Origin of the sequence: Micromonospora sp. C81 (assembly GCF_018070425.1) — a bacterium.
Lineage (GTDB): Bacteria > Actinomycetota > Actinomycetes > Mycobacteriales > Micromonosporaceae > Micromonospora > Micromonospora zamorensis.
This window is the reverse complement of the sequence record NZ_JAGPXS010000004.1, coordinates 235,052-260,262: the sequence shown is the minus strand read 5'-3', so window position 1 is coordinate 260,262 and position 25,211 is coordinate 235,052. Positions and strand designations below refer to the sequence as shown.

The 25,211-nt window shown below is 71.0% G+C and carries 19 protein-coding genes; 8 read left to right on the top strand and 11 right to left on the bottom strand.

What is annotated here, in order from left to right; genetic code table 11:
* Nucleotides 1-67: 67 nt before the first annotated feature.
* Entirely contained in the window at nucleotides 68-1,273 is a 1,206-nt protein-coding gene (gene pcaF / locus KBX46_RS09965; RefSeq protein WP_210792186.1) for a 3-oxoadipyl-CoA thiolase, read from the bottom strand.
* Nucleotides 1,274-1,379: 106 nt separating this feature from the next.
* On the opposite strand from pcaF, the gene KBX46_RS09960 reads away from it, so the two are divergent.
* The 4 genes from KBX46_RS09960 (at nucleotide 1,380) to KBX46_RS09945 (ending at nucleotide 5,662) form a co-directional block, all read left to right on the top strand.
* The gene (locus tag KBX46_RS09960; protein ID WP_210792185.1) at nucleotides 1,380-2,345 is read left to right on the top strand and encodes a glutathione S-transferase family protein; all 966 of its coding nucleotides are present in this window, start codon (nucleotides 1,380-1,382) and stop codon (nucleotides 2,343-2,345) included.
* A complete protein-coding gene (locus KBX46_RS09955) occupies nucleotides 2,338-2,994 on the top strand; it encodes a DUF998 domain-containing protein (RefSeq protein ID WP_210792184.1) in 657 nt (218 codons plus the stop codon). Before KBX46_RS09960 ends, KBX46_RS09955 begins: the two co-directional genes overlap by 8 nt.
* A gap of 225 nt (nucleotides 2,995-3,219) precedes the next feature.
* Nucleotides 3,220-4,524, top strand: a complete 1,305-nt coding sequence (locus KBX46_RS09950; protein ID WP_185755468.1) for a dicarboxylate/amino acid:cation symporter — start codon at nucleotides 3,220-3,222, stop codon at nucleotides 4,522-4,524.
* Between the two features lie 70 nt (nucleotides 4,525-4,594).
* Entirely contained in the window at nucleotides 4,595-5,662 is a 1,068-nt protein-coding gene (locus KBX46_RS09945; protein WP_210792183.1) for an NADH:flavin oxidoreductase/NADH oxidase, read from the top strand.
* Between the two features lie 58 nt (nucleotides 5,663-5,720).
* On the opposite strand, the gene KBX46_RS09940 is transcribed toward KBX46_RS09945, so the two are convergent.
* Nucleotides 5,721-9,278, bottom strand: a complete 3,558-nt coding sequence (locus KBX46_RS09940) for an ABC transporter ATP-binding protein/permease (protein ID WP_210792182.1) — start codon at nucleotides 9,276-9,278, stop codon at nucleotides 5,721-5,723.
* An 890-nt stretch (nucleotides 9,279-10,168) separates the two neighbouring features.
* Between KBX46_RS09940 and KBX46_RS09935 the strand changes: the two genes are divergently transcribed.
* Nucleotides 10,169-10,732: a hypothetical protein gene (locus KBX46_RS09935; RefSeq protein WP_210792181.1), complete on the top strand. Its 564-nt coding sequence runs from the start codon at nucleotides 10,169-10,171 to the stop codon at nucleotides 10,730-10,732.
* Between the two features lie 445 nt (nucleotides 10,733-11,177).
* On the opposite strand, the gene KBX46_RS09930 is transcribed toward KBX46_RS09935, so the two are convergent.
* Complete coding sequence (locus KBX46_RS09930) at nucleotides 11,178-12,017, bottom strand: DUF4081 domain-containing GNAT family N-acetyltransferase (protein WP_210792180.1); 840 nt, start codon at nucleotides 12,015-12,017, stop codon at nucleotides 11,178-11,180.
* Nucleotides 11,947-13,287: an MFS transporter gene (locus KBX46_RS09925; RefSeq protein ID WP_210792179.1), complete on the bottom strand. Its 1,341-nt coding sequence runs from the start codon at nucleotides 13,285-13,287 to the stop codon at nucleotides 11,947-11,949. The genes KBX46_RS09930 and KBX46_RS09925 overlap by 71 nt, the downstream gene beginning before the upstream one ends.
* Before the next feature lie 112 nt (nucleotides 13,288-13,399).
* Between KBX46_RS09925 and KBX46_RS09920 the strand changes: the two genes are divergently transcribed.
* Nucleotides 13,400-13,990: a PadR family transcriptional regulator gene (locus KBX46_RS09920; protein ID WP_099851240.1), complete on the top strand. Its 591-nt coding sequence runs from the start codon at nucleotides 13,400-13,402 to the stop codon at nucleotides 13,988-13,990.
* Nucleotides 13,991-14,166: 176 nt separating this feature from the next.
* On the opposite strand, the gene ispG is transcribed toward KBX46_RS09920, so the two are convergent.
* The 5 genes from ispG to KBX46_RS09895 all read right to left on the bottom strand — a co-directional run bounded on the left by ispG (nucleotide 14,167) and on the right by KBX46_RS09895 (nucleotide 19,081).
* On the bottom strand, nucleotides 14,167-15,339 hold the full coding sequence (ispG, locus tag KBX46_RS09915) for a flavodoxin-dependent (E)-4-hydroxy-3-methylbut-2-enyl-diphosphate synthase (protein WP_088946672.1): 1,173 nt from the start codon (nucleotides 15,337-15,339) through the stop codon (nucleotides 14,167-14,169).
* Nucleotides 15,340-15,348: 9 nt separating this feature from the next.
* Nucleotides 15,349-16,599 carry an RIP metalloprotease gene (locus tag KBX46_RS09910; protein WP_210792178.1) on the bottom strand — a complete coding sequence of 417 codons (1,251 nt, stop codon included), beginning with the start codon at nucleotides 16,597-16,599 and terminating at the stop codon, nucleotides 15,349-15,351.
* Complete coding sequence (gene dxr, locus KBX46_RS09905; protein WP_088946670.1) at nucleotides 16,599-17,810, bottom strand: 1-deoxy-D-xylulose-5-phosphate reductoisomerase; 1,212 nt, start codon at nucleotides 17,808-17,810, stop codon at nucleotides 16,599-16,601. Before dxr ends, KBX46_RS09910 begins: the two co-directional genes overlap by 1 nt.
* A gap of 43 nt (nucleotides 17,811-17,853) precedes the next feature.
* Nucleotides 17,854-18,498, bottom strand: a complete 645-nt coding sequence (locus KBX46_RS09900; protein ID WP_210792177.1) for a Uma2 family endonuclease — start codon at nucleotides 18,496-18,498, stop codon at nucleotides 17,854-17,856.
* Nucleotides 18,499-18,820: 322 nt separating this feature from the next.
* Nucleotides 18,821-19,081: a hypothetical protein gene (locus KBX46_RS09895; RefSeq protein ID WP_210792176.1), complete on the bottom strand. Its 261-nt coding sequence runs from the start codon at nucleotides 19,079-19,081 to the stop codon at nucleotides 18,821-18,823.
* Nucleotides 19,082-19,096: 15 nt separating this feature from the next.
* Between KBX46_RS09895 and KBX46_RS09890 the strand changes: the two genes are divergently transcribed.
* Nucleotides 19,097-19,540, top strand: a complete 444-nt coding sequence (locus KBX46_RS09890; RefSeq protein ID WP_088946668.1) for a hypothetical protein — start codon at nucleotides 19,097-19,099, stop codon at nucleotides 19,538-19,540.
* A gap of 155 nt (nucleotides 19,541-19,695) precedes the next feature.
* Here the strand turns inward: KBX46_RS09890 and KBX46_RS09885 are convergent, their stop codons facing one another.
* Nucleotides 19,696-23,388 carry a CARDB domain-containing protein gene (locus KBX46_RS09885; protein ID WP_210792175.1) on the bottom strand — a complete coding sequence of 1,231 codons (3,693 nt, stop codon included), beginning with the start codon at nucleotides 23,386-23,388 and terminating at the stop codon, nucleotides 19,696-19,698.
* A gap of 374 nt (nucleotides 23,389-23,762) precedes the next feature.
* Nucleotides 23,763-24,314 carry a GNAT family N-acetyltransferase gene (locus KBX46_RS09880; protein WP_210792174.1) on the bottom strand — a complete coding sequence of 184 codons (552 nt, stop codon included), beginning with the start codon at nucleotides 24,312-24,314 and terminating at the stop codon, nucleotides 23,763-23,765.
* A 51-nt stretch (nucleotides 24,315-24,365) separates the two neighbouring features.
* On the opposite strand from KBX46_RS09880, the gene KBX46_RS09875 reads away from it, so the two are divergent.
* Nucleotides 24,366-25,205 carry a YhjD/YihY/BrkB family envelope integrity protein gene (locus tag KBX46_RS09875; protein WP_088946665.1) on the top strand — a complete coding sequence of 280 codons (840 nt, stop codon included), beginning with the start codon at nucleotides 24,366-24,368 and terminating at the stop codon, nucleotides 25,203-25,205.
* Nucleotides 25,206-25,211: the final 6 nt, after the last annotated feature.

The window sequence follows — 25,211 nt, the reverse complement described above, 5'->3', positions numbered from 1 at the left end:
GCGTCGGGGCGCGCAGCGGTCACGCGTGGGCACCGGTCGACCCGCGGGTCGTGTGGTGTGGACCACTCTAGGCGGCTGACTCCAGCAACAGGGAGATCCCTTGACCAACACCTATGCACATGGTGGCCAGAGCCCGGCGACCGCCGCGACGGCGCAACTCCAGGGCGGCGGTCAATGCCAGCCGCGCGCCGCTGGCGCCGAGCGGGTGCCCCAGTGCGATGGCCCCGCCGTTCGGGTTGACGTGCTCGGCGTCCACGGGCAGCCCCAGCTCGCGCAACACCGCCACCGACTGCGCGGCGAACGCCTCGTTCAGCTCCACCACGTCCACCGCGCTCAGCTCGACGCCGACCCGGTCGAGCAGCTTGCGGGTGGCCGGCACCGGGCCGATCCCCATGATCCGGGGCGGTACGCCGGCCGCAGCCGCCCCGCCGATCCGGGCCAGCGGAGTGAGGCCGTACCGGTGCACCGCCGCCTCGCTGGCGACCAGCAGGGCCACCGCCCCGTCGTTGACGCCCGAGGAGTTGCCGGCGGTCACCGTGCCGCCGTCGCGGAACGGGGTCGGCAGCGAGGCCAACTTCGCTAGCGTGGTCTCCCGGGGGTGCTCGTCGACCTCGACCAGCCGGGTCTCCCGGCGGCCGGCCGGCACGGCCACCGCCACGATCTCCTCGGCGAACCGGCCGTCGGCCTGCGCCTTGGCCGCGCGCTGCTGCGAGCGGTACGCGAAGGCGTCCTGCTCGGCCCGGCTCACGCCGTACTCGGCGGCCACGTTCTCCGCCGTCTCCGGCATCGAGTCGACGCCCCACCCGTCGCGCATCAGCGGGTTCACCAACCGCCAGCCCAGCGTGGTGTCGTACACCTCGGCGGAGCGGGAGTACGCCGACGTGGCCTTCGGCATGACGAAGGGGGCACGGCTCATGCTCTCCACCCCGCCGGCGATCACCAGCTCCGCGTCCCCGGCGACGATGGACCGGGCGGCGGTGGCCAGGGCGTCCAGGCCCGAGCCGCAGAGCCGGTTGACGGTGCTGCCCGGCACCTCCTGCGGCAGGCCGGCCAACAGCGCCGCCATCCGGGCCACGTTGCGGTTGTCCTCGCCGGCCTGGTTGGCGCAGCCGAGCACGACGTCGTCGACCCGCGCCCAGTCCACCGACGGGTGCCGGGCGACCAACTCGCGGATCACGTGCGCGGCCAGGTCGTCGGGGCGGACGCCGGCCAGCGCGCCGGCGTACCGGCCGATCGGGGTACGGACACCGGCCACCAGGTATGCCACGGTCATCGCGAGTCCTTCGGGGGTGCAGACGGCGGGGGTGGGGCACGCCCACCGGGTCGCGGGGGCTGCCGGCCGCCAGGATATCCGCGTCAGCAGCGGATAGGTTGGCGGCATGGCCCGGGCCCAGTTCAGCGCAGAGACCAGCGGCGGCGGCGCGTTCGTCCGTCAGCCCAACCGGTTCACCGGTCGGGTCACCGCCGACTCCACCTCCCCACCCGGTGGCGGGCCCGACGAGCAGGACCGTTGGCCGCTGGAGGCCGGCCGGTACCGGCTGATCTGGTGCCGCGCCTGCCCCTGGGCACACCGGGCGAGGATCGTGCGGGGCCTGCTCGGCCTGGACGACGCGATCTCGCTGGGCACCGTCGACCCGATCCGCGACGAGCGGGGATGGGCGTTCGCCCTGGACCCGGACGGCTTCGACCCGGTCCTCGGCGTCAGCTTCCTCTCCGAGGCGTACCTGGCCACCGACGCGGACTACACCGGCCGGGTGACAGTGCCGGCGCTGGTCGACACCCTGACCGGCCGGGTCGTCACCAACGACTACCCGCAGCTCACCCTCGACCTCTCCACCGAGTGGCGGTCGCTGCACGCGCCCGACGCACCGGACCTGTACCCGGTCGAACTGCGCCCCGAGATGGACGCGCTGATGGCCGAGATCCACACCGACGTCAACAACGGCGTGTACCGGTGCGGGTTCGCCACCTCGCAGGAGGCGTACGAAGAGGCATTCCGGGCACTCTTCGCCCGGCTGGACGCCTTGTCCGAACGCCTCGCCGGGCAGCGCTACCTGATGGGTGAGGCGATCACCGAGGCCGACGTGCGGCTGTTCACCACACTGGTCCGGTTCGACGCCGCTTACCACGGACACTTCAAGTGCAACCGGCAGAAGCTGACCGAGATGCCGGTGCTCTGGGCGTACGCCCGGGACCTGTTCCAGACCCCGGGCTTCGGTGAGACGGTGGACTTCGACCACATCAAGCGGCACTACTACGGCACCCACCGGGAGATCAACCCGAGCGGCATCGTGCCGCTCGGGCCTGACGACTCCGGTTGGAGCACGCCACACGGGCGTGGCTGAGCCGGGTCGGCCCGGCACCACGACCGCGCCGAGGGCCCGCGCCGACGTCGCCCGCCGGGTCGCCGGGTCCGCCGCGGCCGGCTGCGCGCTGGCCGGGGCGGTCGCGGTGACCGTCGCCGTGATCGCCGGTCCCGGTCCGGGGCTCACCGGGTACGTCAGCGAGGCGGGCATCGCCGGCAGTGGTCACGCCACGACGTACCGGATCGGGATCCTCGCTCTGGCCGCAGCGCTGCTGCTGGTCGGCGCGGCGCTGCCTCCCGGGGTGTGGGCGGCACCGGCCCTGCTCGCCACCGGCGCGGTCTTCACCGCCGTGTCCGGGGCCGTGACCTGCTCCGCCGGCTGCCCGCTGCCACCGTTCGAGCGGGCGACGGCGGCGGATCTGGTGCACGGCGGCACGAGCATCGCGGCGACCGCGTCGGTGGTCCTCGCCATGGTCACGCTCGCCGTGTCCGGGCCGGCGGGCCCGGTGCTCCGTCGGCTGGCCGGCCTGGCCGCCGCGGTGGCGCTGCCGCTCTGCGCCGCGGTGGGGCTGGCGATGCTCGTCCTCGGCCGGGGTGCGGTGGTGGGCGTGCTGGAACGGCTGGTCCTCGCCGTCGCGGTGCTGTGGGGCCTCTCGACCGCGACAGCCCTCGCCCTGGCCCGTCGATAGGACGGCGGGCGGGCCGGATGTAAGGAGCCTCACGCCGATCACCCCTTCCTCCGAGCGGGAATCGGCGTAACGTCGGCGAGCGATGACCAATGTCTGGGGCCTCACCGAGCGCCTGTACGTCGATCTCCGACTGCAGGCCAGCGGCGTCTGTCCGGCATAGCCGCGACACACACACGCCCACTCGCTCGGAACCAGACAATTGGACAACGTCTCATGCCTTTCGGCCTGCGCAAGATTCCCTTCTCCGTGCAGATCCTGCTCGGCCTCGTGCTCGGCGTCGCGCTGGGCTTCCTGGCCCGCGCCAACGACCTGAGCTGGCTGACCACCACCCTGCAAACCGTCGGCAGCCTCTTCATCCAGCTGCTCAAACTGGCGGTGCCGCCGCTGGTCTTCACCGCCATCGTGGTCAGCGTGGTCAGCCTGCGCGGCGTCGCGAACGCCGCCCGGCTCGCCCTCAAGACCCTGATGTGGTTCGGCATCACCGCCCTGATCGCGGTGAGCATCGGCATCGGCCTCGGCCTGCTCACCAACCCGGGCAAGGGCGTGACCCTCGACCTGGGTGGCGCGGCCCCGCCGAAGAACACCGGCTCGTGGACCGACTTCCTCACCGGCATCGTGCCCACCAACCCGGTCGGCGCGTTCGTCGAGGGCAACGTCCTCCAGATCGTCTTCCTCGCCGTCGTCGTGGGCGCCGCGGCCCTGCTGGTCGGCGAGCCCGCCGAGCCGTTCGTGGCGCTGAACCGGTCCCTGCTGGAGATCGTCCAGAAGGCGCTCTGGTGGGTCATCCGCCTCGCCCCGATCGGCACCCTCGGCCTGATCGGCAACGCCGTCGCCTCGTACGGCTGGGACCTGCTGGCCCCCCTCGCGAAGTTCACCACCGCCGTCTACGTCGGCTGCGCCATCGTGCTGTTCGTGGTCTACCCGCTGGTGCTGATCCTCGCCGGCCGCCTCAACCCGCTGCGCTTCTTCGCCGGCGCCTGGCCGGCGATCGAGCTGGCCTTCGTGTCCCGCTCCTCGGTCGGCACCATGCCGGTGACCCAGCGCTCCGTCGAGCGCCTCGGCGTCCCCCGCGAGTACGCCTCGTTCGCGGTGCCGTTCGGTGCCACCACGAAGATGGACGGTTGCGCCGCCATCTACCCGGCCCTCGCCGCGATCTTCGTGGCCCAGGTGTTCGGTGTGCAGCTCGGCGTGACCGACTACCTGCTGATCGCCTTCGTCTCGGTGGTCGGCTCGGCGGCCACCGCCGGCCTGACCGGCGCGATCGTGATGCTCACCCTGACCCTCAGCACGTTGGGTCTGCCGCTGGCCGGCGCCGGCCTGCTGCTGGCCATCGACCCGATCCTGGACATGATCCGCACCGCCACCAACGTGGCCGGGCAGGCACTCGTGCCGACAGTGGTCGCCGCCCGGGAGGGCACCCTCGACCGGGCCGCGTACGAGTCCGCCGGTCGGCGGGACCTGACCGACCCGGAGCCGGTCGCCGACCCCCGGCCGACCCGACAGGACGAGCTGAGCCCCGTACCCGCCTGATCCAGCTGACACCGACGGCGACGGGCCCCTCCCCGGAGGGGCCCGTCGCCGTCTTCGAGAGGATGACCCCATGAGTTCCCTGTTCACCCCCCTGGCCCTGCGCGCGGTCACACTGCCCAACCGGATCGCCATGGCCCCCATGTGCCAGTACTCCGCCGGCCCCGACGGCCTGCCCACCGACTGGCACCTGATCCACCTGGGCAGTCGCGCGGTCGGCGGTGCCGGTCTGATCCTGACCGAGGCGACCGCCGTGCTCCCCGAGGGCCGGATCAGCCCGCAGGACACCGGGCTGTGGTCCGGCGCGCACGTCGACGCCTGGCGACCGGTGACCGCGTTCGTCGCCGCCCACGGCGCCGTGCCGGCCGTGCAGCTCGCGCACGCCGGTTTCAAGGCCTCCACCTACCGGCCGTGGGCACCGGAACGCGGTGGCGTGCCGGACAGCGAGGGTGGCTGGACGCCCGTCGCGCCCGGCTCGGAGCCCTTCACCACCGACTACCGGACGCCGACCAGCCTCGACGAGGCCGGCATCGCCGGTGTGGTCCAGGCGTTCGCCGCGGCCGCCGAACGCGCGCTGGACGCCGGCTTCGCCGCCGTGGAGATCCACGCCGCGCACGGCTACCTGCTCAACGAGTTCCTCTCGCCGCTGACCAACCACCGCACCGACTCCTACGGCGGCGACCGGGCCGCCCGGATGCGACTCACCCTGGAGGTGGCCCGCGCGGTGCGCGCCGCGGTCGGCGAGGACGTGCCGGTGCTGACCCGGATCTCCGCCACCGACTGGGCTGAGGGCGGCTGGACGATCGAGGACAGCGTGGTGCTCGCCGGCGAGCTGGCCGGCGTCGGCGTCGACCTGGTCGACGCGTCCTCCGGTGGCGTCAGCACCGACCAGCGCATCCCGCTCGGCCCCGGCTACCAGGTGCCGTTGGCCGCGCAGATCCGCCGCGACGCCGGTGTGCCGACCGGCGCGGTGGGCCTGATCGTCGAGCCCGAGCACGCGGAGCAGATCGTCGCCAGCGGCGAGGCCGACCTGGTGCTGCTGGGCCGGGAGCTGCTGCGCGACCCGTACTGGCCGCGCCGGGCCGCCGCCAAGCTCGGCGTCCCGTACTCCGGCCCCGCCCAGTACGCCCGCGCGGCCTGATCTTCCGGGCGGTCGGGCGGCGGCCGGTGTGCGCCGCCCCCCGACCGTCATCCCGCTCTCAGCCGGCCAGGTGTGACCAGCGACCCTCCAGGTCCTGCCAGGTCCCCTGGGCCGCCACCTGCCCGCCGAGCAGCACCACCACGTGGTCGGCCCGGACCAGCGCGGCGCGCTTCGCGGTGGAGCCGACCACTGTCACCCCGTGGTCCCGCAACGCCTGCCACAGCGCCAGCTCGGTCGTGACGTCCAGCGCCGACGACACGTCGTCGGCGACCAGCAGTTCGGTACGCGGGGCCAGCGCACGGGCCAGCGCCAACCGCTGCAACTGGCCGCCGGACAGCCGGGTGCCCTTGTGCCCGATGAGCAGACCGAGCCCACCGCCAGCGGCGGCCAGGTCGTGGTCAAGCTGTGCGGTGCTGACCGCCCCGGCCGCGTCCACCTCGTGCCCGAGCGCGATGTTGTCGGCGACAGTGCCGGACAGCACCCGAGGCAACTGGCCGACGTAACCGACCTGGTTGGGGCGCAGGAACAGCTCCGGCTCGGTGACCGGGTCACCGTTCCAGGCCAGCTCACCGGTGTGGTGCACGATCCCGGCCAGCGCCCGCAGCAACGAGGACTTGCCCGACCCCACCGGCCCGACGACCAGCACCAACTGCCCACGCTGCACGGTCAGGTCGACGTCCCGGACGGCCACCGTACCGTCGGAATGCACCACCCCGAAGCCGCGCAGCTCCAAGCGGCGCAGCGGATGCCGGGGTGGTGGCGTCGGCGCGGGCGCCGTCCCGGCGGCCAGGTCGACAGCCGAAACCCCAGCGGAGTACGCGCTCACTCCGGTCATCGCCGCCGTGCGCCGCGTCCAGACCCGCGCCGAGGGCAGCTGGGAGATCAACGACGCGGTGGTCCAGGCGAACCAGCGCGCCGCGCCCAGCGTGGAGACGGCCACCAGCACCGCCCCGGCGGAGAGCGAGCCGCTCAGGTAGAGCGCCCACGCGCCGATCGGCAACAGCCCGCTGGCCACCGACGGCGTGGAACGCGCCCACACCTGCACCGAGATCTCCCGCCGCTGCCGGTCGCTGCGCAGCACGTCCAGGCCCGCCAGGTGACGCAGCACCGCCGTGGTCGCGCCGGCGAGCTTCACCGTCCGCGCCGCGGAGAGCGCGGAGACCAACGCAGTGGCGAAGGCGGCCCGCGCCGCCACCGTCGCCCGGGCCGCGCGTTCGAGTTTCGGCCCGAACAACGTCGCGGCCAGCCCGGAGACCACCATCGTGCCGAGGAAGAACAGCCCCGGTACGACGCTCCCGGTGACCGCCGTCATGGCGACCACCAGCACCAGCGCGACGCCTTGGTCCAGCACGTTGTCGGCGAGCTGGACCACCCGCTCGGTGTCACCGCCCTGCGCCACGACCTCCGCCGGGGTGTGCGAGCTGACCCGGCGCGCCCCGGTCTGGCCGTGCACCAGGCGCAGGCCGATGCGCAGCATCTGCCGCACCCACCACTGGGGGAACCAGACGTGGGTGTAGTACGGCAGCGGCATGGTGACCAGCAGCCCGGCCACGATCCCGACCGCCGGCAGGTACGGGTTGCCGGTCCCGTCGACCAGGTCGGCCCACAGCCAGGGCAGCACCGGGCCGTCCAGCCCCAGCAGGCTGAGCCCGAGGAACAACCCGATCGCCGCCAGCCCGTACCGGGGATCGTTGGTGCAGAGTCGGATGATCTCCCGCAGCGTCCGGGCCGGCGGCACGGGAGGCAGCGGTGGCGGGTCGGCCCGCGTCGGCCCGGCCTTCTCGACCGACTCGACCTGCCCGGCCCTCTCGACCTGCCCGGCCCTCTCGACCGGCTCGGTGGTCGGCTCGCTCGGCCAGGCGTCGGCCGGGTCGGGGCCGACCAGCAGGTCGGTGCCGGTGCCGGCGCCGGCGCGGCCGGCCGGTGCCACTGCGGCGTACGCGGCCGCGTGACTGGTCGCCAGCAGTTCGGCGAAGCGCGTCGACGTCTCCAACGGGCCGGCCTCGACCACCGCGCCGTCGGCCAGCACGACCACCTCGTCACAGCGGCGCACCGAGGAGAGTCGGTGGGCGATGACGATGCCGATCCGGTCGCGCAGCAGTCGTTCGGTGGCCCGCTGCACCCGCGCCTCGGTGACAGGATCCAGACGTGCGGTGGCCTCGTCGAGGATCACCACATGCGGGTCCCGGACCAGGATCCGGGCGAACGCCACCAGCTGCTCCTGGCCGGCGGAGAGCACGTGCCCGCCCTCCCCCAGCCGGGTCGCCAACCCGTCCGGCAACTCGGCGATCCAGCCGGCCAGGCCCAGCTCGTTCAGTGCCTGGGCCGCGGCGTCGAGCAGCTCGGGGTCGTAGAGCGCCACGTTCTCCGCGAGGGTGCCGGCCACGATTTCGGTACGTTGCGGCACCAGTGCCACCCAGCGGCGCAACTGCTCGACGTCGAGGTCACACAGGTCGGTGCCACCGAGGAAGACAGTGCCCGACGGCACGTCGACAGCCCTGGTGAGCACCTTCGCGAGCGTGGACTTGCCCGAACCGGTCCGCCCGATCAGCGCGTACGAGCGCCCACGCGCGAAGGTGAGGCTGAGCCCGCGCAGCGCGGCCCCCCGACCGCCCTCCGGGCCACTCACCTGGTATCCGAAGGTCAGGTCGCGGATGCGCAGGTCACCCTCGGTCGGGCTGGCGCCGCCGACGGGCTCCTGCCGTGCCTTGTGCAGCAACTGCACCCGGGCCCACGCGCCGAGAGCCTCCTGGATCTCCGGCACCATCCGGCTGACGTGTTCCGCGGTGGCACCGAAGGCCAGGGCGAGCAGCCAGATGGCGGTGAGCCGGGCGGCGTCGATCCGGTCGGTGGTCAACGCCCAGGCCCCGCCGAGCACCACCGCGCCGATGCCAGCCCGGATCGTCGCGGTCGCGGCGGCGGCCACCCGGGCGGACAACACCCAGACCAGGCCGCCCCGGGACAGCACGGCGGCGGCCCGCCGTGCGTACAGCCGCAGCACGTACGGGCGGGCCAGGCTGGTCCGTACGTCGTCCTGGCCGTGCACCGCCTCCTCCATCACGGCGGCCAGGTCGGACCACGCCTCCTCCTCAGCCATCCGGGCCGGGGCGATCCGCGCCGTGGGCCGGCGCAGACTGACTGCGAGCACCACAGTGAGCAGCAGCATCGCGACACCGGCCGGCCACCACACGACCAACGCCACGACCATCGACAACAGACCGACGCAGAGCCCCTGGGCGAGCCGGGTGCCCTGGTTACGGATCGCCGACGCCACCTGGTAGACGTCCCCGTCGATGCGGTCGAGCAGCTCACCCACCGGGGTGGTCTCCAGGGTGGGCAGGTCCTGCCCGAAGGCGACCCGGCAGAGCCGTCGGCGGACGTCGGCGGACCAGTCGGCGGTCAAGCCGGCCATCAGCAGGCTCACCGCGAGGTCGCTGAGCACCACGGCGACCAGCGCCGCGGCCAGCACAACGAAAAAGCCGGCCGAACGATGCACCAGCACCGCTCCGGCCAGCGCCGAGGCGCCCGCCTGACCGGCGGCGCCGAGCACGATCAGGACGGCCACGACCGTCATACGACGTGCCGAGGTGCCCCACAGATCACGGAGCAGGCGCATGGAAAGTCCTCCGGATGTGGGGTGGCGGAGACTTCAGCCTGCCGGCGCCTGCGCGTAGATTCAACCGAATTTCCGGCCCTGAGCAGGGCGTCAGTCATCGCCAACCTCATGATCGACTGGGCTTCATTGAAGTCGGGGTGTCGGCCTGTCGCGGATGCCGCGGTTTCCGTGAAGTCGAGTGGATCATGCCCGCATGGGGGTGGTGCGTGCCCGATGGGTCCCAAGCGCGCGGCACCCGGGCCGGCGGGACGGTGCGGCCCCGGCCTGCTCGGGCACCGGTCGGCTGATGCGAGGTTTGTCCGGTCTGAGGGGTTAAGGCGAGAGCGCCGATGGGCCTGGTACGAGGGTTGCGGCCTTCGGGGTGTTTGGCCTGTGACCGGTCGCACCGGTGGGTCGGAATGATGGCCCGGGCGGGGTCGTTACACACTCTGACGATCGCAGGACCACCGCCTCACCGCCCCGCCCAACCGGGGTTGGAACAGCTGGTAGCGGGGTTGGAATGCCGACCCGGTCCGCATCGTTGAAGCCTCCCCAGCACCCCGCTCCAACGGGTGCGACGGAATGGCCCGGCCTGCGGAATGACCCCGGGTCCCCGGTCGTTGCAGTCCCCACGAGCGACCACCCGAGCACCGCTTCACACGAGCCGGTGTCGGCGGTGGGCCCACCGGGGAATGACCCCCGACCCCCGGTCGTTACACATGGACCCGGCGCCCGAGCCCCGCTCGCAGGCAGCCGACCCGGCCCCCGCAAGCCCCCCGCTTGACGGTGCCGATCTCCCTAAGACTTTTCCCCTTGATTTTGATGCAGCGCCGGACGAGGTGCTCACACCCTTGCGTCGCCGACCCCCATTGGCGGTGCGGGTGTTTCCTACCCCCGAAGGAGCTACCCCCATGAACACGATCTTCCGTAAGAGCATGTTGTCTGTTGCTGGTCTCGCGTTCGCCGGTGGTGTCTTCGCCGGCCCGATCGCCGCCCACGCTGCCAACCCCGTGGATGGCAAGCCGGTCGCGGTAGCGGTGCAGTCGACCGCCCCGAAGCCCCAGGGCGACCAGTCCCACATCACCCTCAACGATGAGCAGACCGCCAACGTCAAGGCGATCATCGCCGCCACGAAGAAGGCCGGCCTGCCCGAGCGCGCCGCGGTCATCTCCATCGCCACGAGCCTGCAGGAGTCCAAGCTGGAAAACCTGGGCCACCTCGGCGACAAGAATGACCACGACTCGCTGGGCCTGTTCCAACAGCGCCCGACCAGTGGTTGGGGCACACCGGAGCAGATCACCGACCCCGCCTACTCCACCACCGCGTTCCTCAAGGGCCTCCGCCAGGTCGACGGCTGGCAGGACATGGCACTGACCGACGCCGCACAGACCGTCCAGGTCTCCGCCTACCCCGACGCCTACGCCCAGTGGGAGCAGCAGGCCACCGACCTCGTCGCCCAGCACTGGAACAGCTGACACCAACACTGAACGACCCGACCGCTGGCCGGCACCCCCGGGGGTGCCGGCCAGCGGCATATCCCGCACAACCACAAGGACACCGACAACGAGACCCGGCAGACCTTGGACACTTTCCGTTAGCCGATAACGGAAACTGTCCAAGATCTCGCGTTGACGACGCGGCAGAGATCGCCCCCTCGGCACCCGGCAGGGGTGCGCCGGGGCCGCGGGGACTCGGCAGATCCGCGCGGCCCAGGTGCTGGCGGGGCGGTGCGGCACGCGGCACGCGGCACAGCACGCGGCGTCCGGTGTCCGAGTGCGGCACCCGGCACCGGCACGCAGAATGCGGCACACGGCACACGGCACACGGCGTCCGGTGTCCAGTGCGGCATACGTGGCGCCCCGCACCCGGTGCCGGTGGCCGGTGCGGCACCCGCGCTCGGCACAGGGCGCCCGGCCAGGGTCAGAAGAGGACCGTGGCGAGGGTGCCGACCGGCTGGAAGCCGCAGCGTTCGTAGACCCGGCGGGCCGGGAGGTTGAAGTCGTTGACGTAGAGGCTGACAGTGGGGGCGACCCGCAGCAACGCGTCGCGGACCACGGCTGCCATGGCGGCTGTGGCGATCCCTCGGCCACGCCACTCGGGTGCGACCCAGACGCCCTGGACCTGCGCCGTCCGCTTGGTCACCACGGCCAGCTCGGCCTTGAACACGACCTTGCCGTCGACGAAGCGGGCGTACGCCCGACCGGCGCGGACCAGGTCGTTGACCCGCCGGCGGTAGCTGCGCCCGGCGTCCTCGGCCAGTGGGGAGACGCCGACCTCCTCGGTGTACATGGCAACTGCCGCGGGGAAGAGCCGGTCGACCTCGCCGGAGCGGACCTGGCGTACCTCCGGGTCGGCGGGTACGGGTGGCAGGGAGTCGGCGACCAGCAGCGGCTGGTTGGGGCGGACGTCTCGCGCTGGCCCCCATGTGTCGGAGAGCCGGTCCCACAGCCCGAGCACTGCGTCGGCCCGACCGACGATGGACGAGCACAACCGCTCCTCGCCCGCGAGCAGGTCGGCGAAGGCGGCCACCGCGGCGTCGCTCGCCAGCACCGGCGTCAGGTTGCCGCCGAGCCAGCACAGCGATTCGAGGTTGCGCCGTGCCCCGTACCCCAGGATTCTGCCCTCGGCCCGCCACCACGAGAGGCCGCGCGCGGCGATCCGTTCGGCGACCTGCGCGCCCGCGAACGGGTCATGGTCGAGTAGTCGCTCGACCGCGCGGCGCTCCGATTCCCCCAGTTGGCGTACCGGCACCGTCAGCACGACTCCCAGCCTGCCAGATCGACCCCCCGGTCCGCCGGTCGAGTGACAAGGCTGGCACCTGCTCTGTCGGCTCACTGAGCGGCCGGGTTCGACCAGCCCACCGGACGACCGGGGGCACCAGTGCCCCGAGCAGGAGGAACAGGCCACCGAGCACGAACCAGCCCGGTACGCCCCAGCCGAGCGCGAGGCTGGTCACCACCACCGGCGCGAGCATCTTGCCCAGTTCGTAGCCCATGCCGTACGCCCCCTGGTACTGGCCCTGGGCGTCCGCTGGCGCGAGGCCGAAGGAGATCCCCCAGCCGGCGGCGGAGTGCCACAGCTCCCCGGTCACGTGGGCGACCGAACCGCAGGCAAGCAGGCCGACGGCACCGGCCGTGGGCAGTGCGCCGCTGGCGGCGAAGAGTACGCAGGCCAGGGCGATGGCCACCCCCGCTCGACGGGCGGCACGGGCGGCTCCGGGCAGGGTGGCGGCGGCGCCCGCGGCGCGGACCTGGAGGAGCACCACCAGCACGGTGTTGACCAGGGTCAACGCGGAGATCATCCAGATGGGCGCCCGGGTGTGCTCGGCGATCCACAGCGGCAGGGCGATGGTGAGCAGGCTGAAGTGCATGGACATCAGCCCGTCGACCAGGGTGAAGGCAAGGAACGGGCGGTCCCGCAGGGCGACCAGTCGAGGGCCGTGCGCGGGGGCGGCGACCGGAGCGATGCTGGGCAGCCGGATGAAGACCACCGCTGCGGCCAGCGACGCCGCCGCCGCAGCCAGGATCAGCGCGACGTACCCGGTGCGGGTGTCGGCGGCGATGGCGAAGCCGCCGAGGACCGCGCCGACGGAGATCCCGACGTTGGTGGTGGCCCGGAGGTAGGCGCGGGTGCGTACCCGCTGGTCGGCCGGGATCGCCCCGGCGATCAGCGCGCCCCGCGCACCGCGCTCCACCGCGTCGGCGAGCGCCGTGGCGGCTCCCACCAGCACGAACATGGGAAACGACCGGACGGCGATGAGGCCGACGGTGAGGGTGCCGGCGGCGAACAACGCGCCGACCTGTACGCCGCGCGGGCCGACCCGGTCGGCCAGGTAGCCACTGGGTGTGCTGGCCAGCACGCCGACGAGGGCCGAGATGGTCAGGCCGATGCCCACCTGGGTCGCCGACAGGCCGACCGACCGGGTCAGGAAGAGCGCGCTGGCGACGAGCCACAGGCCACGCCCGACGGTCTTGACCAGGGTGCCGACGGTGAGGACCCGGGCCGGGCCCGGTGGGGGAAGCAGGCGCATGACCGACACCCTAACAATACGTACGTACGGTTTGTAAAGAGTTGCTTGTCAGCGATGCATTGCCGATATATCGTTGATGCATCAGCGACAGTACGAAGAGAGGGAGAACCCGATGAGGTTCCATCGACAGCACCACCCGATGCACGAGGCCCGGATGCGTGGGTTCGGCTTCCCGCCGGTTCCACCCGGCCCGCACGGACATGGCGAGCACGGACACGGCGGCCCCTGGGGCGGTCGGGGCCGTGGACGGGGTCGGGGCCGACGCCCCAACGTCCGGGCGGCCGTGCTGGCCCTGCTCACCGAGCGGCCGATGCACGGTTACGAGATGATCCAGGAGATCGACTCCCGCACCGGCGGCGCGTGGCGGCCGAGCCCGGGCTCGATCTACCCCACCCTCCAACTGTTGGAGGACGAGGGCGTGATCGTCGCCAGCACGGAGGAGTCCGGCGGCGGACGGAAGCGGTTCACGGTCACCGAGGCCGGTCAGGCCGAGGCCACCGAGGCGGCGCAGACCCCGGCGTGGGCGGACGTCGCCCAGGGCACGGTGAGCAGCTGGCACGACATCCGCGACTCTGGCGCGCAGGCGATGAACGCGCTACGACAGGTCATGATGAACGGCACCGACGACCAGCGTGAGCGGGCCGCCCAGGTGCTCGACGAGACGCGGCGCAAGCTGTACGCGATCCTCGCCGAATCCGAGTGACACCAGCCCGCACCACCGCGAGGCCAAACCGCAGTGACGCGAAACCGCAGTGACGCGAGCCCGCAGTGACGCGAGCCGCACCCACCGCACACCAACCACGCCCCGCACCGACGGGGCAGGGATGCAACAAAAGCGGCCGTTCCCCCGAGGGAACGGCCGCTTTTCCAACTGGAAAATCAGTGCACGGTGACCGTCGGGCCGGTGATCAGCCCGCGCAGCTCCTCGGGCAGCTCGGCGCCCATCTCGTCGGCGATCCGCAGCGCCTCCTCGATCAGCGTCTCCACGATCTGCGCCTCGGGCACCGTCTTGACGACCTTGCCCTTGACGAAGATCTGGCCCTTGCCGTTGCCGGAGGCGACGCCCAGGTCGGCCTCGCGGGCCTCGCCGGGACCGTTGACGACGCAGCCCATCACGGCGACCCGCAGCGGCACCGGCAGCCCTTCCAGACCGGCGGTGACTTCCTCGGCGAGCTTGTAGACGTCGACCTGGGCGCGTCCGCAGGACGGGCAGGAGACGATCTCCAGGCCCCGCTCGCGCAGGCCCAGCGACTCCAGGATCTGGTTGCCGACCTTGATCTCCTCGACCGGCGGGGCGGACAGCGACACGCGGATGGTGTCGCCGATCCCCTCGGCGAGCAGGGCGCCGAAGGCGACCGCCGACTTGATGGTGCCCTGGAAGGACGGGCCGGCCTCGGTGACACCGAGGTGCAGCGGGTAGTCGCACTGCTCGGCGAGCTGCCGGTACGCGCGGATCATCACGACCGGGTCGTTGTGCTTGACCGAGATCTTGATGTCGCGGAAGCCGTGCTCCTCGAACAGTGAGCACTCCCACAGCGCCGACTCGACGAGCGCCTCGGCGGTGGCCTTGCCGTACTTGGACAGCAGCCGCTTGTCCAGCGAGCCGGCGTTCACGCCGATGCGGATCGGCACCCCCGCCGCCCCCGCGGCGCGGGCGATCTCCTTGACCTTGTCGTCGAACTGGCGGATGTTGCCGGGGTTGACCCGGACCGCCGCGCAGCCGGCGTCGATCGCCGCGAAGACGTACTTGGGCTGGAAGTGGATGTCGGCGATCACCGGGATCTGCGACTTCTTGGCGATCGCGGGCAGCGCCTCGACGTCGTCCTGGGACGGCACGGCCACCCGGACGATCTGGCAGCCGGACGCGGTCAGCTCGGCGATCTGCTGGAGGGTGGCGTTGATGTCGGAGGTGAGGGTCGTGGTCATCGACTGCACCGACACCGGCGCACCGCCGCCGACCGGCACCGAACCGACCATGATCTGGCGGCTGGCCCGACGGGGAGCGAGCGGCGGGGGCGGCACGGCTGGCATACCGAGACTGATAGCGGTCACTTCAGGCACTCACCTTGAGAAGAGCGTGATGGGGTTGACCACGTCCGCGGCGATGGTCAGCAGCGTGAACGCGCCACCGATCAGGATCACCACGTACGTGAAGGGCATCAGTTTGAGGTAGTCCACCCGGCCGGGGTCGGCCCGCCCGATCCGCGCGTAGACCCAGGAGCGGGCCCGTTCGAACCAGGCGATGGCGATATGGCCGCCGTCCACCGGGAGCAGCGGCAGCAGGTTGAACACGCCGATGAAGAAGTTCAGCGACACGAAGAGCATGAAGAAGACCAGCCAGGCGTTGTTCTCCACCGCCTCGCCGCCGAGTCGGCTGGCGCCGACCACACTGATCGGGGTGTCGACGTCCCGCTCGCCGCCGGTGAGGGCGGTCCACAGGGCGGGGACCTTCTGCGGGAGACGCTGGAGCGCCTTCACGGTGCCGACGGCCAGCTCACCGGTGAAGTCGGCGGTGGCACCGAAGGCGCCGACCGGCCCGTACGTCACGCGGGTGGGCGTGCTGGGGACGAGCCCGACGCCGAGCGCGGCCACCGGCGCGGCGGCACCGGTCGGGTTGTCCAGCGGCGGACGCTGGGTCTGCGCGAGCACCGTGCTGGTGGTGCCCGGCTGCCCGTCGCGGACGTACGCGATCTGCGCGGTGTCGCCCGGCTTGAGCCCGCGCAGCGTGGTGAGCAGGTCGCCGTAGGAGTTGACCGGCGTGCCGTTGACCGAGGTGATCCGGTCACCGTTGCGCAGTTGCGCCTGCGCGGCGGGGCTGGCCGCGTCTGCGCTCGTGCACGCGCGGACCGCGTTCTCCGGGACCACGCAATCGCTGAGCTGGATGACCGCGGGCTCCTGGCGGGCCTGCGCGTCGGTGGTCGGGAAGTCCGGGTTGGGCAGGCCGGCGGAGACGGCGAGGATCCAGATCGTGATCAGGGCGAGCGCGAAGTGCGTGACCGAGCCGGCGGCCATCACGATCGTCCGCTTCCAGACCGGGTAGCGCCACATCACCCGCGACTCGTCACCCGGCTCGACGTCGTCGTCCTGCGGAGTCATCCCGACGATCTTGCAGAAGCCGCCGAGCGGGATGCCCTTGACGCCGTACTCGGTTTCGCCTCGCTGGAACGACCAGACGGTGGGGCCGAAACCGACGAAGAACTTCGTGACCTTCATCCCGAACGCCTTGGCGGTCAGCAGGTGACCCGCCTCGTGCAGGCTCACCGAGATGAGAATGGCCAGGGCGAAGAGGACCACCCCGAGCAGGTACGACATCAAGCTCCTTCCACCGAACCCGCGATGATCTCCTGCGCGTGCGCGCGTGCCCACGACTCGGCAGCGAGCACGTCCTCGACGGTACCTGGTTCGTCGAAGTCCGGAGCGTCCTCCAACACGCGTTCGAGGGTGTCGACGATGCCGAGGAACGGCAGCCGGCCCGCCACGAACGCCGCGACGCACTCCTCGTTCGCCGCGTTGTAGATCGCCGGCCGGGAACGCCCGGCCTCCCCCGCCGCCTTGGCCAGCGCGACGGCCGGGAACGCCTCGTCGTCCAGCGGCGCGAACTCCCAGGTGTGCGCGGCCGTCCAGTCCACCGCCCTGGACGCCTCCGGCACCCGGTCCGGCCAGCCGATGCCCAGCGCGATGGGCAGCCGCATGTCCGGTGGGCTGGCCTGGGCGATCGTCGACCCGTCGACGAACTCGACCATCGAGTGGATCACCGATTGCGGGTGCACCATCACGGTGATGTCGGCATACGGCACGTCGAACAGCTCGTGTGCCTCGATCACCTCAAGAGCCTTGTTGACCATGGTCGCCGAGTTGATCGTGACGACCGGCCCCATGTTCCACGTCGGGTGGGCGAGCGCCTGCTCGGGTGTGACCTGCGTCAACTCGTCGCGCCGCCGACCGCGGAACGGGCCGCCGCTGGCCGTGACGATCAACCGGCGCACCTCAGGGCGCGAGCCGGAGCGCAGGCACTGGGCCAGCGCCGAATGCTCCGAGTCGACCGGCACGATCTGCCCCGGCCGCGTCACCGCGGCCCTGACCAGCGGGCCGCCGGCCACGAGGGACTCCTTGTTGGCCAACGCGAGCGTACGACCACCACGCAGCGCAGCCAGCGTAGGAGCGAGGCCCAGCGAGCCGACCACCCCGTTGAGCACGACGTCGCACGGCCACTGGGCCAGCTCGGTCATGGCGTCGGGACCGGCCACGATCTTGGGAAGCTTGAAGTCGCCGGTGGCCCAGCCGCGCCGGCTCGCCTCGGCGTAGAACGCCAGTTGCAGGTCTTGCGCGGCGGACGCCTTGGCCACCCCGACCGCCTCGACGCCCAGTTCGAGGGCCTGCGCGGCGAGCAGCTCAACGTTGCCGCCGCCCGCACCCACGGCGACCACCCGGAACCGGTCGGGGTTACGCCGAACGATGTCGATGGCCTGCGTGCCGATCGAGCCGGTGGACCCGAGCAGGACAAGGTCGCGGGGGGAAGTCACGAGGCCATTCTTCCCCACCCCCGCTGCATGCCCACTGGGAGCCTCAGGCGTCCCCGTCCGACGCGTCCGGCAGCGCCTCCTCGCCGAGCAGGTCGGCCGGATCGATGGAGAACTCGAACGGCTCCCGCATGACGAAGCGCGTCCCCGCCGCAGCGGCAGCCACCGGGCGGTACTCCCCCTCGGTCAGCTCGTACAACGCGATGATGGGCACCCGATTGCGCAGGTCAACCCGGAGGAAGAAGGGCACGCCGGCAGCGGCGTACTCACGTGGGCGGTCGATGATGTCCTTGCGCCGGTTTCCGGGGGAGACGATCTCCCCCAGAAGCACGGCGTGCCCGATGTCCATCGTCGTTCGACCGCCGCCCGGAGCGTCGAGAATGACGATGTCCGGAATGAAGAGATCCTCGCCCGAGACGATGTTCGCCTCAAGATAGAGCCACAGTTTCGCGCGACGCGCCGCCTGCTTGAGGAGATAGGCGAGGTCCAGCTCCGCGTCCTGATGGTCGTACCCGGCATGTGGTGTCACGATCACGCTTCCGCTCAGGACCTCAACCTTGGGGCCGTTGGTCTCCGGCAACAGGTCGAGGGCGAGCTGTGCGGTCCACGGCTCGTCGTGCCACCGCAGCACGTCGAACGACGGCTCGGTGTGCTGCGGCGCCGGCTCCGGCGCGAACGCGGCCTGGGCCATCCGGACTCACCCCCTCAGCGGGACATTCTGCTCAGCTCAGCCTAGCCACCGCAGCCTCAGCTGTGCGTCGTCGCACACCCAGTCCGGCGTCCGCAAGGACAACCCTCCGTGCGTTGCCAAGCGCTGAGCGGTAGCAGTCTCTCCTTGGCTCATCGAAAGGGGAGGTTCAGCGTCAGGAGACGCTACGCCGAGCACGTCACCCGGGTTAATGGAGCTGTCTTATTCCGGTTCGGATCTTACGGCACATTTCTAACAGAGATGCTTCGCTGTCGTCGTTCCCCTCAGCCCAACCCACAACAGCCAAGGCTTCAACAATCTTGAATCAAAACTCTTGCCGCAATGCTGCTGCCGCCTGAATGTACTGACCAGGCTCTCCATGAAGCCTGATTATGCGAGCAATATCAACTAGGCCGCCACCAGAATCAATCGACGCGCGAAACATATGACGCCACTCTCCCGCAACAGGCATCACGGCCTGCGGTTCACTCGGGGCCCGTTGCCGTCCGACCGTCATGATCATGCGTCCGATCGACGGATAGCCCGCCGTGGCCTGCTCCGTAACATCAGCGGCGATCACGGTCACAGACGGGGGAACACCATGAACCAGAAACTCCAGGCCCGCGCGTTCGAGCGGGTGGCGCCGATCCTGAAGCCGGGGGAACGGCCGGTCACCGCGACCCGGGCGATGGTCGGAAGCTTCTCGGCCAGTCGGCTCGGGACGGCCGTCGCTCAGGGGCTGATCCAGGCTGCTGCCGGTGCGACGGGTGCCGCGCTGGCGCGGACCAAGAAGCAGTTCGTCGTGCTCACCGACCAGCGGCTGATCTTTCTGCCGCAGACCTTCCTCGGCGGGCCCGGCACCGGTGTTCTCGGCGAGGTGCCCCGGGAACACGTCGAGCTCGCCGAGGCGAAGATGGGCCTCGTGAGCCTGCTCCGCCTCGCCTTCGGCGGTACGGGGGACGGCGTCAGCCTGACCTTCCCGCGGGTGGACAAGAAGAACGCCGAGGAGCTCGCGGCAGCCCTGGCGCCGGTGCCGACAGCCTGATCGGGGCCGGCCCGCGTCGGCCTGGCCGCCACGGCGGTGGCGTTGCCGGCACTGCGGCGATGTCTCCGCGACGCACAGGCTTGATCGACTCGGGCTTACGGACGTCGGGGTGTCCGCGTGCTGCGGACACCCCGACTTCCTGGAAAACGTGGTGATCAGGGGTTGATGACGAACTGCGAGCCCGGCTGGATGACGATGTTGCCGTCGGCCGAGTTCGTGATGGTCACGTTCGTCAGGTTGGCGTTGCCGCGCGCGCCGCTCATCGCGAGGATGCCGGCGCCGTTGTTGGACTTGTCGATCCGCACATTGGTGATGGCGACGTTCGGCATGTTGCCGCCGCCGTTCTTGAACTGGATGCCGTCGAACGTGGAGTCGATGATGTCGGTGTCGCGGATCGTGACGCCGACGATGTCCCTGGTGGCGGGGAAGAGCGTGATGGCCCCGAACTCCTGGTCCTCGTTCCAGAAGGCGCCACCGGTGCGGTAGAGCCCGTTGTTGGCGATCAGCGTCGTGCCGGAGAACGGCAGCGGGTCGTGGTCGGTCGCCAGCATGATGCCTGGGTAGTTCGCCGTGTCGTAAATGAGGTTGTTCTCGATCGAGTTGTCGTAGCCGCCGTAGATGGCGATGCCGTTGGCCCGCCAGGGCAACTGGATGGTGTTGTTGACGAAGTGGTTGTCGTGGGCGATGTCGACGTTGCGGTCCTTCACGTACGGGTTGGCCCAGACCGCGAGCGCGTCGTCACCGGTGGTGCGGAACGACGAGTTGAACACCCGCGAGTTGCGCGTGCCGTTGCTGAAGTTGATGCCGTCGGCGTACGTGTTGCGGATCCGCATGCCGGTGAACTCCAGCCCGTCGGCCGGCCCCCACAGGTCGGGGATGTTGTCGTAGTCGCGACCCACCCAGACACCCACGTTGGCGTGCTCGATCCACACGTTGCTGATCCGGGTGCCGGTGCCGAAGCGACCGTTCAGACCGACGCCACCCTCGGCGTTGCCGTCACCGCCACGGATCCGGCCGGAACCGAAGATGGCGATGTCGGAGATCTGGGTGTTCTTGTCGATGTCGAAGCCGAAGTTGCCCTCGTGGGGGTGGTTGATGCCACCCACCACGTTCTGCGGCTCGGTCAGCGTGTAGAGCTGCGAGTGCCACATGCCGGCGCCCCGGATGGTGACGTTGCTGATGCCGACCTGGTTGTGCATGCCCCGGTTCAGTGGGTCGTCGGTCAGGATCTTCTGCTCCTGCCGCCACTGCCCGGCCGGGATCCACACGCAGCTGATGACGCCGTTCTGGTCGTCGGTCACCGCGCGCTGGATGGCGGCGGTGTCGTCGATTCCGTCGTTCGGGACCGCACCGTACGAGGTGATCGAGGTGCAGCCGGCCGGCTGACTCGCCGCCGGGGCCACCTGCTCCAGGTCGATCATGTCGATGACGTAGAACGAGGCGGTGTCACCCGAGTCGCGCTGCAACTTGAACCGGGTGCCGGCCGGGTACGACTGCGCCAGCAGCGCGTTCGACTCGTCGAAGAGCCGTCGGGCGTCGGCCTGCGGGGTGTTGGTCAGCGCCTCCGGCCCGTCGGTGTTGCCGTAGAGCCAGCTGTGCCGCGACGACAGTGTCAACTTCCGGGAGAAGACGTCGTTGACGTAGAGGCTGATGGTCGCCTCGATGCCGCCACCACCGGGCGCGTCCGGGATGGAGTTGCGCACCACGATGGAGTTGGCCTGATTGGCCGAGGTGAACTCGACGAACTGGCCGGTGCTGTTGAGCCGTACCGACCTGCGGCCGGAGGATTCGCTGGCGAAGTTGGTGTGGCCGAAGGTACGCAGCGCGTCGGGCTCCAGCAGCGTGCCCTGGTAGCGAGCGGCCTCGGCCTCGTACGAGACGTACGGGACGGCTGCACCGCGCCCGACCACGATCGACTGGCTGAACCCGTTGTTGGTCTCGTTGGTCTCGGTCACCGCGTTGGTCGCGTCGGCGGTGGCCGTGATGGTGGCACCTCCGCTGGTGGCGGTCCAACTGCCGGTGACGGCCACGTTGACCGTCGCGCCGGCCGCGATCGAGGCGGTGCTGGTGTTGAGCGTGGTGCTGCCCACCACCAACCGGGTGACAGTGGTCGCGCCGGTCGCGGTGGTGCCACGGTTGCGGACCGCCACGGTGAAGGTGACCGACGCGCCGACCGCCGGGTTCGGCGGGTTCGAGGCGATGCTGAGCACCTGCAGGTCCGGGCCGGGCGCCTGCGCGACCACCAGCGGCGACGCCGCCGTGAAGCTGTTGTTGCCGTTGTTCTGCTCGACGATCGTGTTCGTCGGGTCGACCACCGCCGAGACGGCGTAGCTGCCCATCGGCCGGGTGCCGGCGTTGAACGACACGGTGGTCGAGCCGCCCGCGGCGAGCGCGCCCACCGTGGCGCTGCCGGCGACGGCGCCGGCCAGGCTGAAGTTCACAGTGGTCGCCGCGGCGGCGGCGGAGCCGATGTTGCGCACCACGGCCGAGAGCGTGACCGGGGAGACCTCGCTGGGCGAGGTCGGCGACCAGGTCACCGAGCTGACGACCAGGTCCGGGTTGGGCGCCGGCGTGCCGCACACCTCGAACTCGGCCACCTGGCCGGACGGGGCGCCGGTGTTGCCGGTGAACCGCAACTGCACGTCCGCGGTGGTCGCGGTGACCGGGATGCTCACCACGTTGGTGCCCTGGACGAACTGGTAGGTCGCCGCCGACACCAGACTGGTGTACGAGGACGAGGCCTGGTCGCGACCGAGGACCTGGATGGTCTGGGTACGGGTGCCCCAGGCCGGGTCCGGGTTGAGCTTGACGGTGACGCCGGAGATGGAGTGGTTGGCACCCAGCGCGACGGTCAGGTTCTGCGGGTAGCTCGCCGCGCCCTCCCAGTAGGTGGCGAGCTGCCCGTCGTTGGCCTTGTCCGGGGTGAAGCTGAAGGTGGAGCCGCTCGCCGTCATGCTCTTGCCCTGCGCCACGTTGGTGCAGGCGGGCGGGTTGCTGCCGGTCCGGGTGACGGTGTTGCTGTTGCCGGACAGGTTGCCAGCCCCATCACGGGCGCGGACGTGGTAGGACACGGTGGCCGTCGTCGGCTGGGTGTCGTTGAAGGTGGTCACGTTCCCGATGGACTGGAGGAACGCGCCGTTGCGGTAGACGTCGTAGCCGGCGATGCCGCTGCCGCCCGCGTTGTCGGTCGAGGCCACCCAGTTGAGGCTGATGGTGGTGCCCGACTGGGTGTACGAGAGGTTGCCGGGGACGCTCGGCGCTGTGGTGTCCGGGGTGGTGCCGCCGCTGCCGTACACCTCCAGCTCGGAGAGCTGCCCGGCCGGCCAGGCGCTGTTGGCGGTGATGGTGATCCGCACGTAGCGGGTGGAGGTCTGACCGAAGTTGATGGTCACCGTGCTGCCGCTAGCCGGGTTGAAGGTGTACGTCTGGGACCCGACCAGGTCGGTGAACGACGAACCGTTGACGCTGCCCTGCACGCTCAACGTCTGCGTCCGGGTGCCCCAACCGGAGGTCGGCAGCTTCAGTACGACCTGGGTGACGCTCTGCGATGAGCCGAGATCGACCTGGACCCACTCCGGGAAGGAGTTGTTGACGCTCTCCCAGTAGCTGCCCGCGTTGCCGTCGACGACCTTCGACGAGTCGTAGACGTCGGCGTGGCCGCTCTCCTGGGTGGGCCGGCCCTGCGCGAGGTTGGTGGCCGCCGCGGCGAGGCCGGCGCTCGGCGCGGCCGCCGTGTTGGCGGGGCGGGCGGCACCGGCGGGGTTCGCGAGGGCGGTGGCCAGTGCCGTGGCGATCAGCGTGGCCGCGGCTGCCGCCGCCACCATCCTGAACAGATTCGTTCGTCTCATCACTGTCCTTGTCGTCGGGGACGGCTGCCGCGGCGGCTTGACCACGGGGGGTGGGGGTGCGGCGGTGGGACGACCATCAACGGGCCCCTCCAGGGGGCCCGTTGAATCTTCCGAGAGCATGCGTTAAATCGCGCACGTCTTTGTCAAAATCTTGCGCTACTTTGACCAAAGGTTACTGACGTGCTACGGGAGCGTCAACACTTCGACCACCGTGACTATTTATGGGCATGCGCGTCCTGCGGGCCGTCGCCGCTTCGCTGTGGCGGGCGCCCGTCGGCACAACAGTGATGCCGGCGAGTCGTCAGAACGACTCACCGGCATCAGGGTTCGCGACGCGTTGGGCTCACGGCACGGGCACGGAGGTGCCCGGGTGTTCAGGCAGTCGGCGCCGCTCGGACGAAGGTCTCCAACTCCTCACCGCCGTACCACTCGGTGCGCCGGCCCACGTGCTCCATGCCGAGGCGCCGGCAGACCGCCATCGACGGCTCGTTGCCCGGCGACACGACCGCGTAGATCTCCGAGGTGCCGGCGGCGAACTCCCGCGCCATGAGGGCACGGGCCGCCTCGGTGGCGTAGCCGTGACCCCTAGAGTCCGGATGCAGGTGCCAGCCCGTCTCGATGTCCTCGGTGAGCTGCGTCTCCGGGTTCCCCGGCAGCCGCTTGAGCAACACTGTGCCCGCCACCAGCCCGGTCTCGCGTACCTCCATCGCCCAGGTGCCGTACCGGCCTCCGTCGGCGGCGTGCCGGGCCTGCCAGATGCGCAGCCGATCGATGGCCTCGCTCGGGTCGGTCAGCGGCAGCCCCGGTGCCGCGCCCAGCCAGCGGGTGATCTCGGGGCGGGAGTAGATGTCGTAGATCCGGGCCAGATCAGCCGGATCGTCGGTCCAATCGCGCAGGATGAGGCGTTCCGTGGTGACAACAGTCATGACCCGCGATCTTAAGGAGTGGCGGCCCCGACGACAGGGAAAGGCATCACGATGGGCAGCGGATGGCAGCAGGCGAAGCGGATCACCCGGGCCGCGTTCCGCCCGCTACGTGGGCGGGACCTGTCACTGCACGCCGCCGCGATCACCTTCTACGGCGCGATCGCCGTGGTGCCGGTCGCCCTGTTGGCGATCTGGCTCACCTCCCTGGTCGCCGGAGCCGACCGGGTACGCCGGCTCACCTCGTACGCCGTGGAAGCCCTGCCCACCGCAATCGGCGCACCCCGCGCGGTGGACGCGTTGGTCAACGCCGGGGTGGAGTTGACCCCGCTGCTGGCTCTGGCCTCGCTGCTGCCCGCGTCCCTGTACGGCGAAGGGCTGCGCCGGGCGTTCGTCTCGGTGGCGGCACCCCGTTCCGACGAGCACCTGGTCGGCTGGCGGGGTCGGATCCTCCTGCTGCCGCTGCTCGCGCCGGCCCCCGCGCTGCTGCTGTCGATCCTGCTGGCACTCCCGCTCACCACCCGTCTCGTCCGTCAGGGTGGCTGGGTCGGCGCGCTGGGCGTGGTGCTGTCGTTCCTGGCGGTCTGGCTGGTGCTCACGCCGGTGCTGGTGTGGGTGTTCCGGGTCGTCGGGTCGGCCTCCCCGGACTGGCTCTCCACGCTCGGGATCGGGTCGTTCACCGCGGCGAACCTCTCCGGCTTCCTGCACGGCTTCGTGCTCTTCGCCTCGCTCCCCCTGGACCTGGGAGTGCCGTTCGGTGGCTTCGACGAGATCGGCGCCGGCGTGGCCGTGCTCCTGTGGCTCTACATGTTCCACGTGATCGTCCTGGCCGGTTACTCCGCCACCCTGACCCTCTCCCGCTGGCGCGCCCAGCGCACCGGCTCCACGGACTAGGCTGCG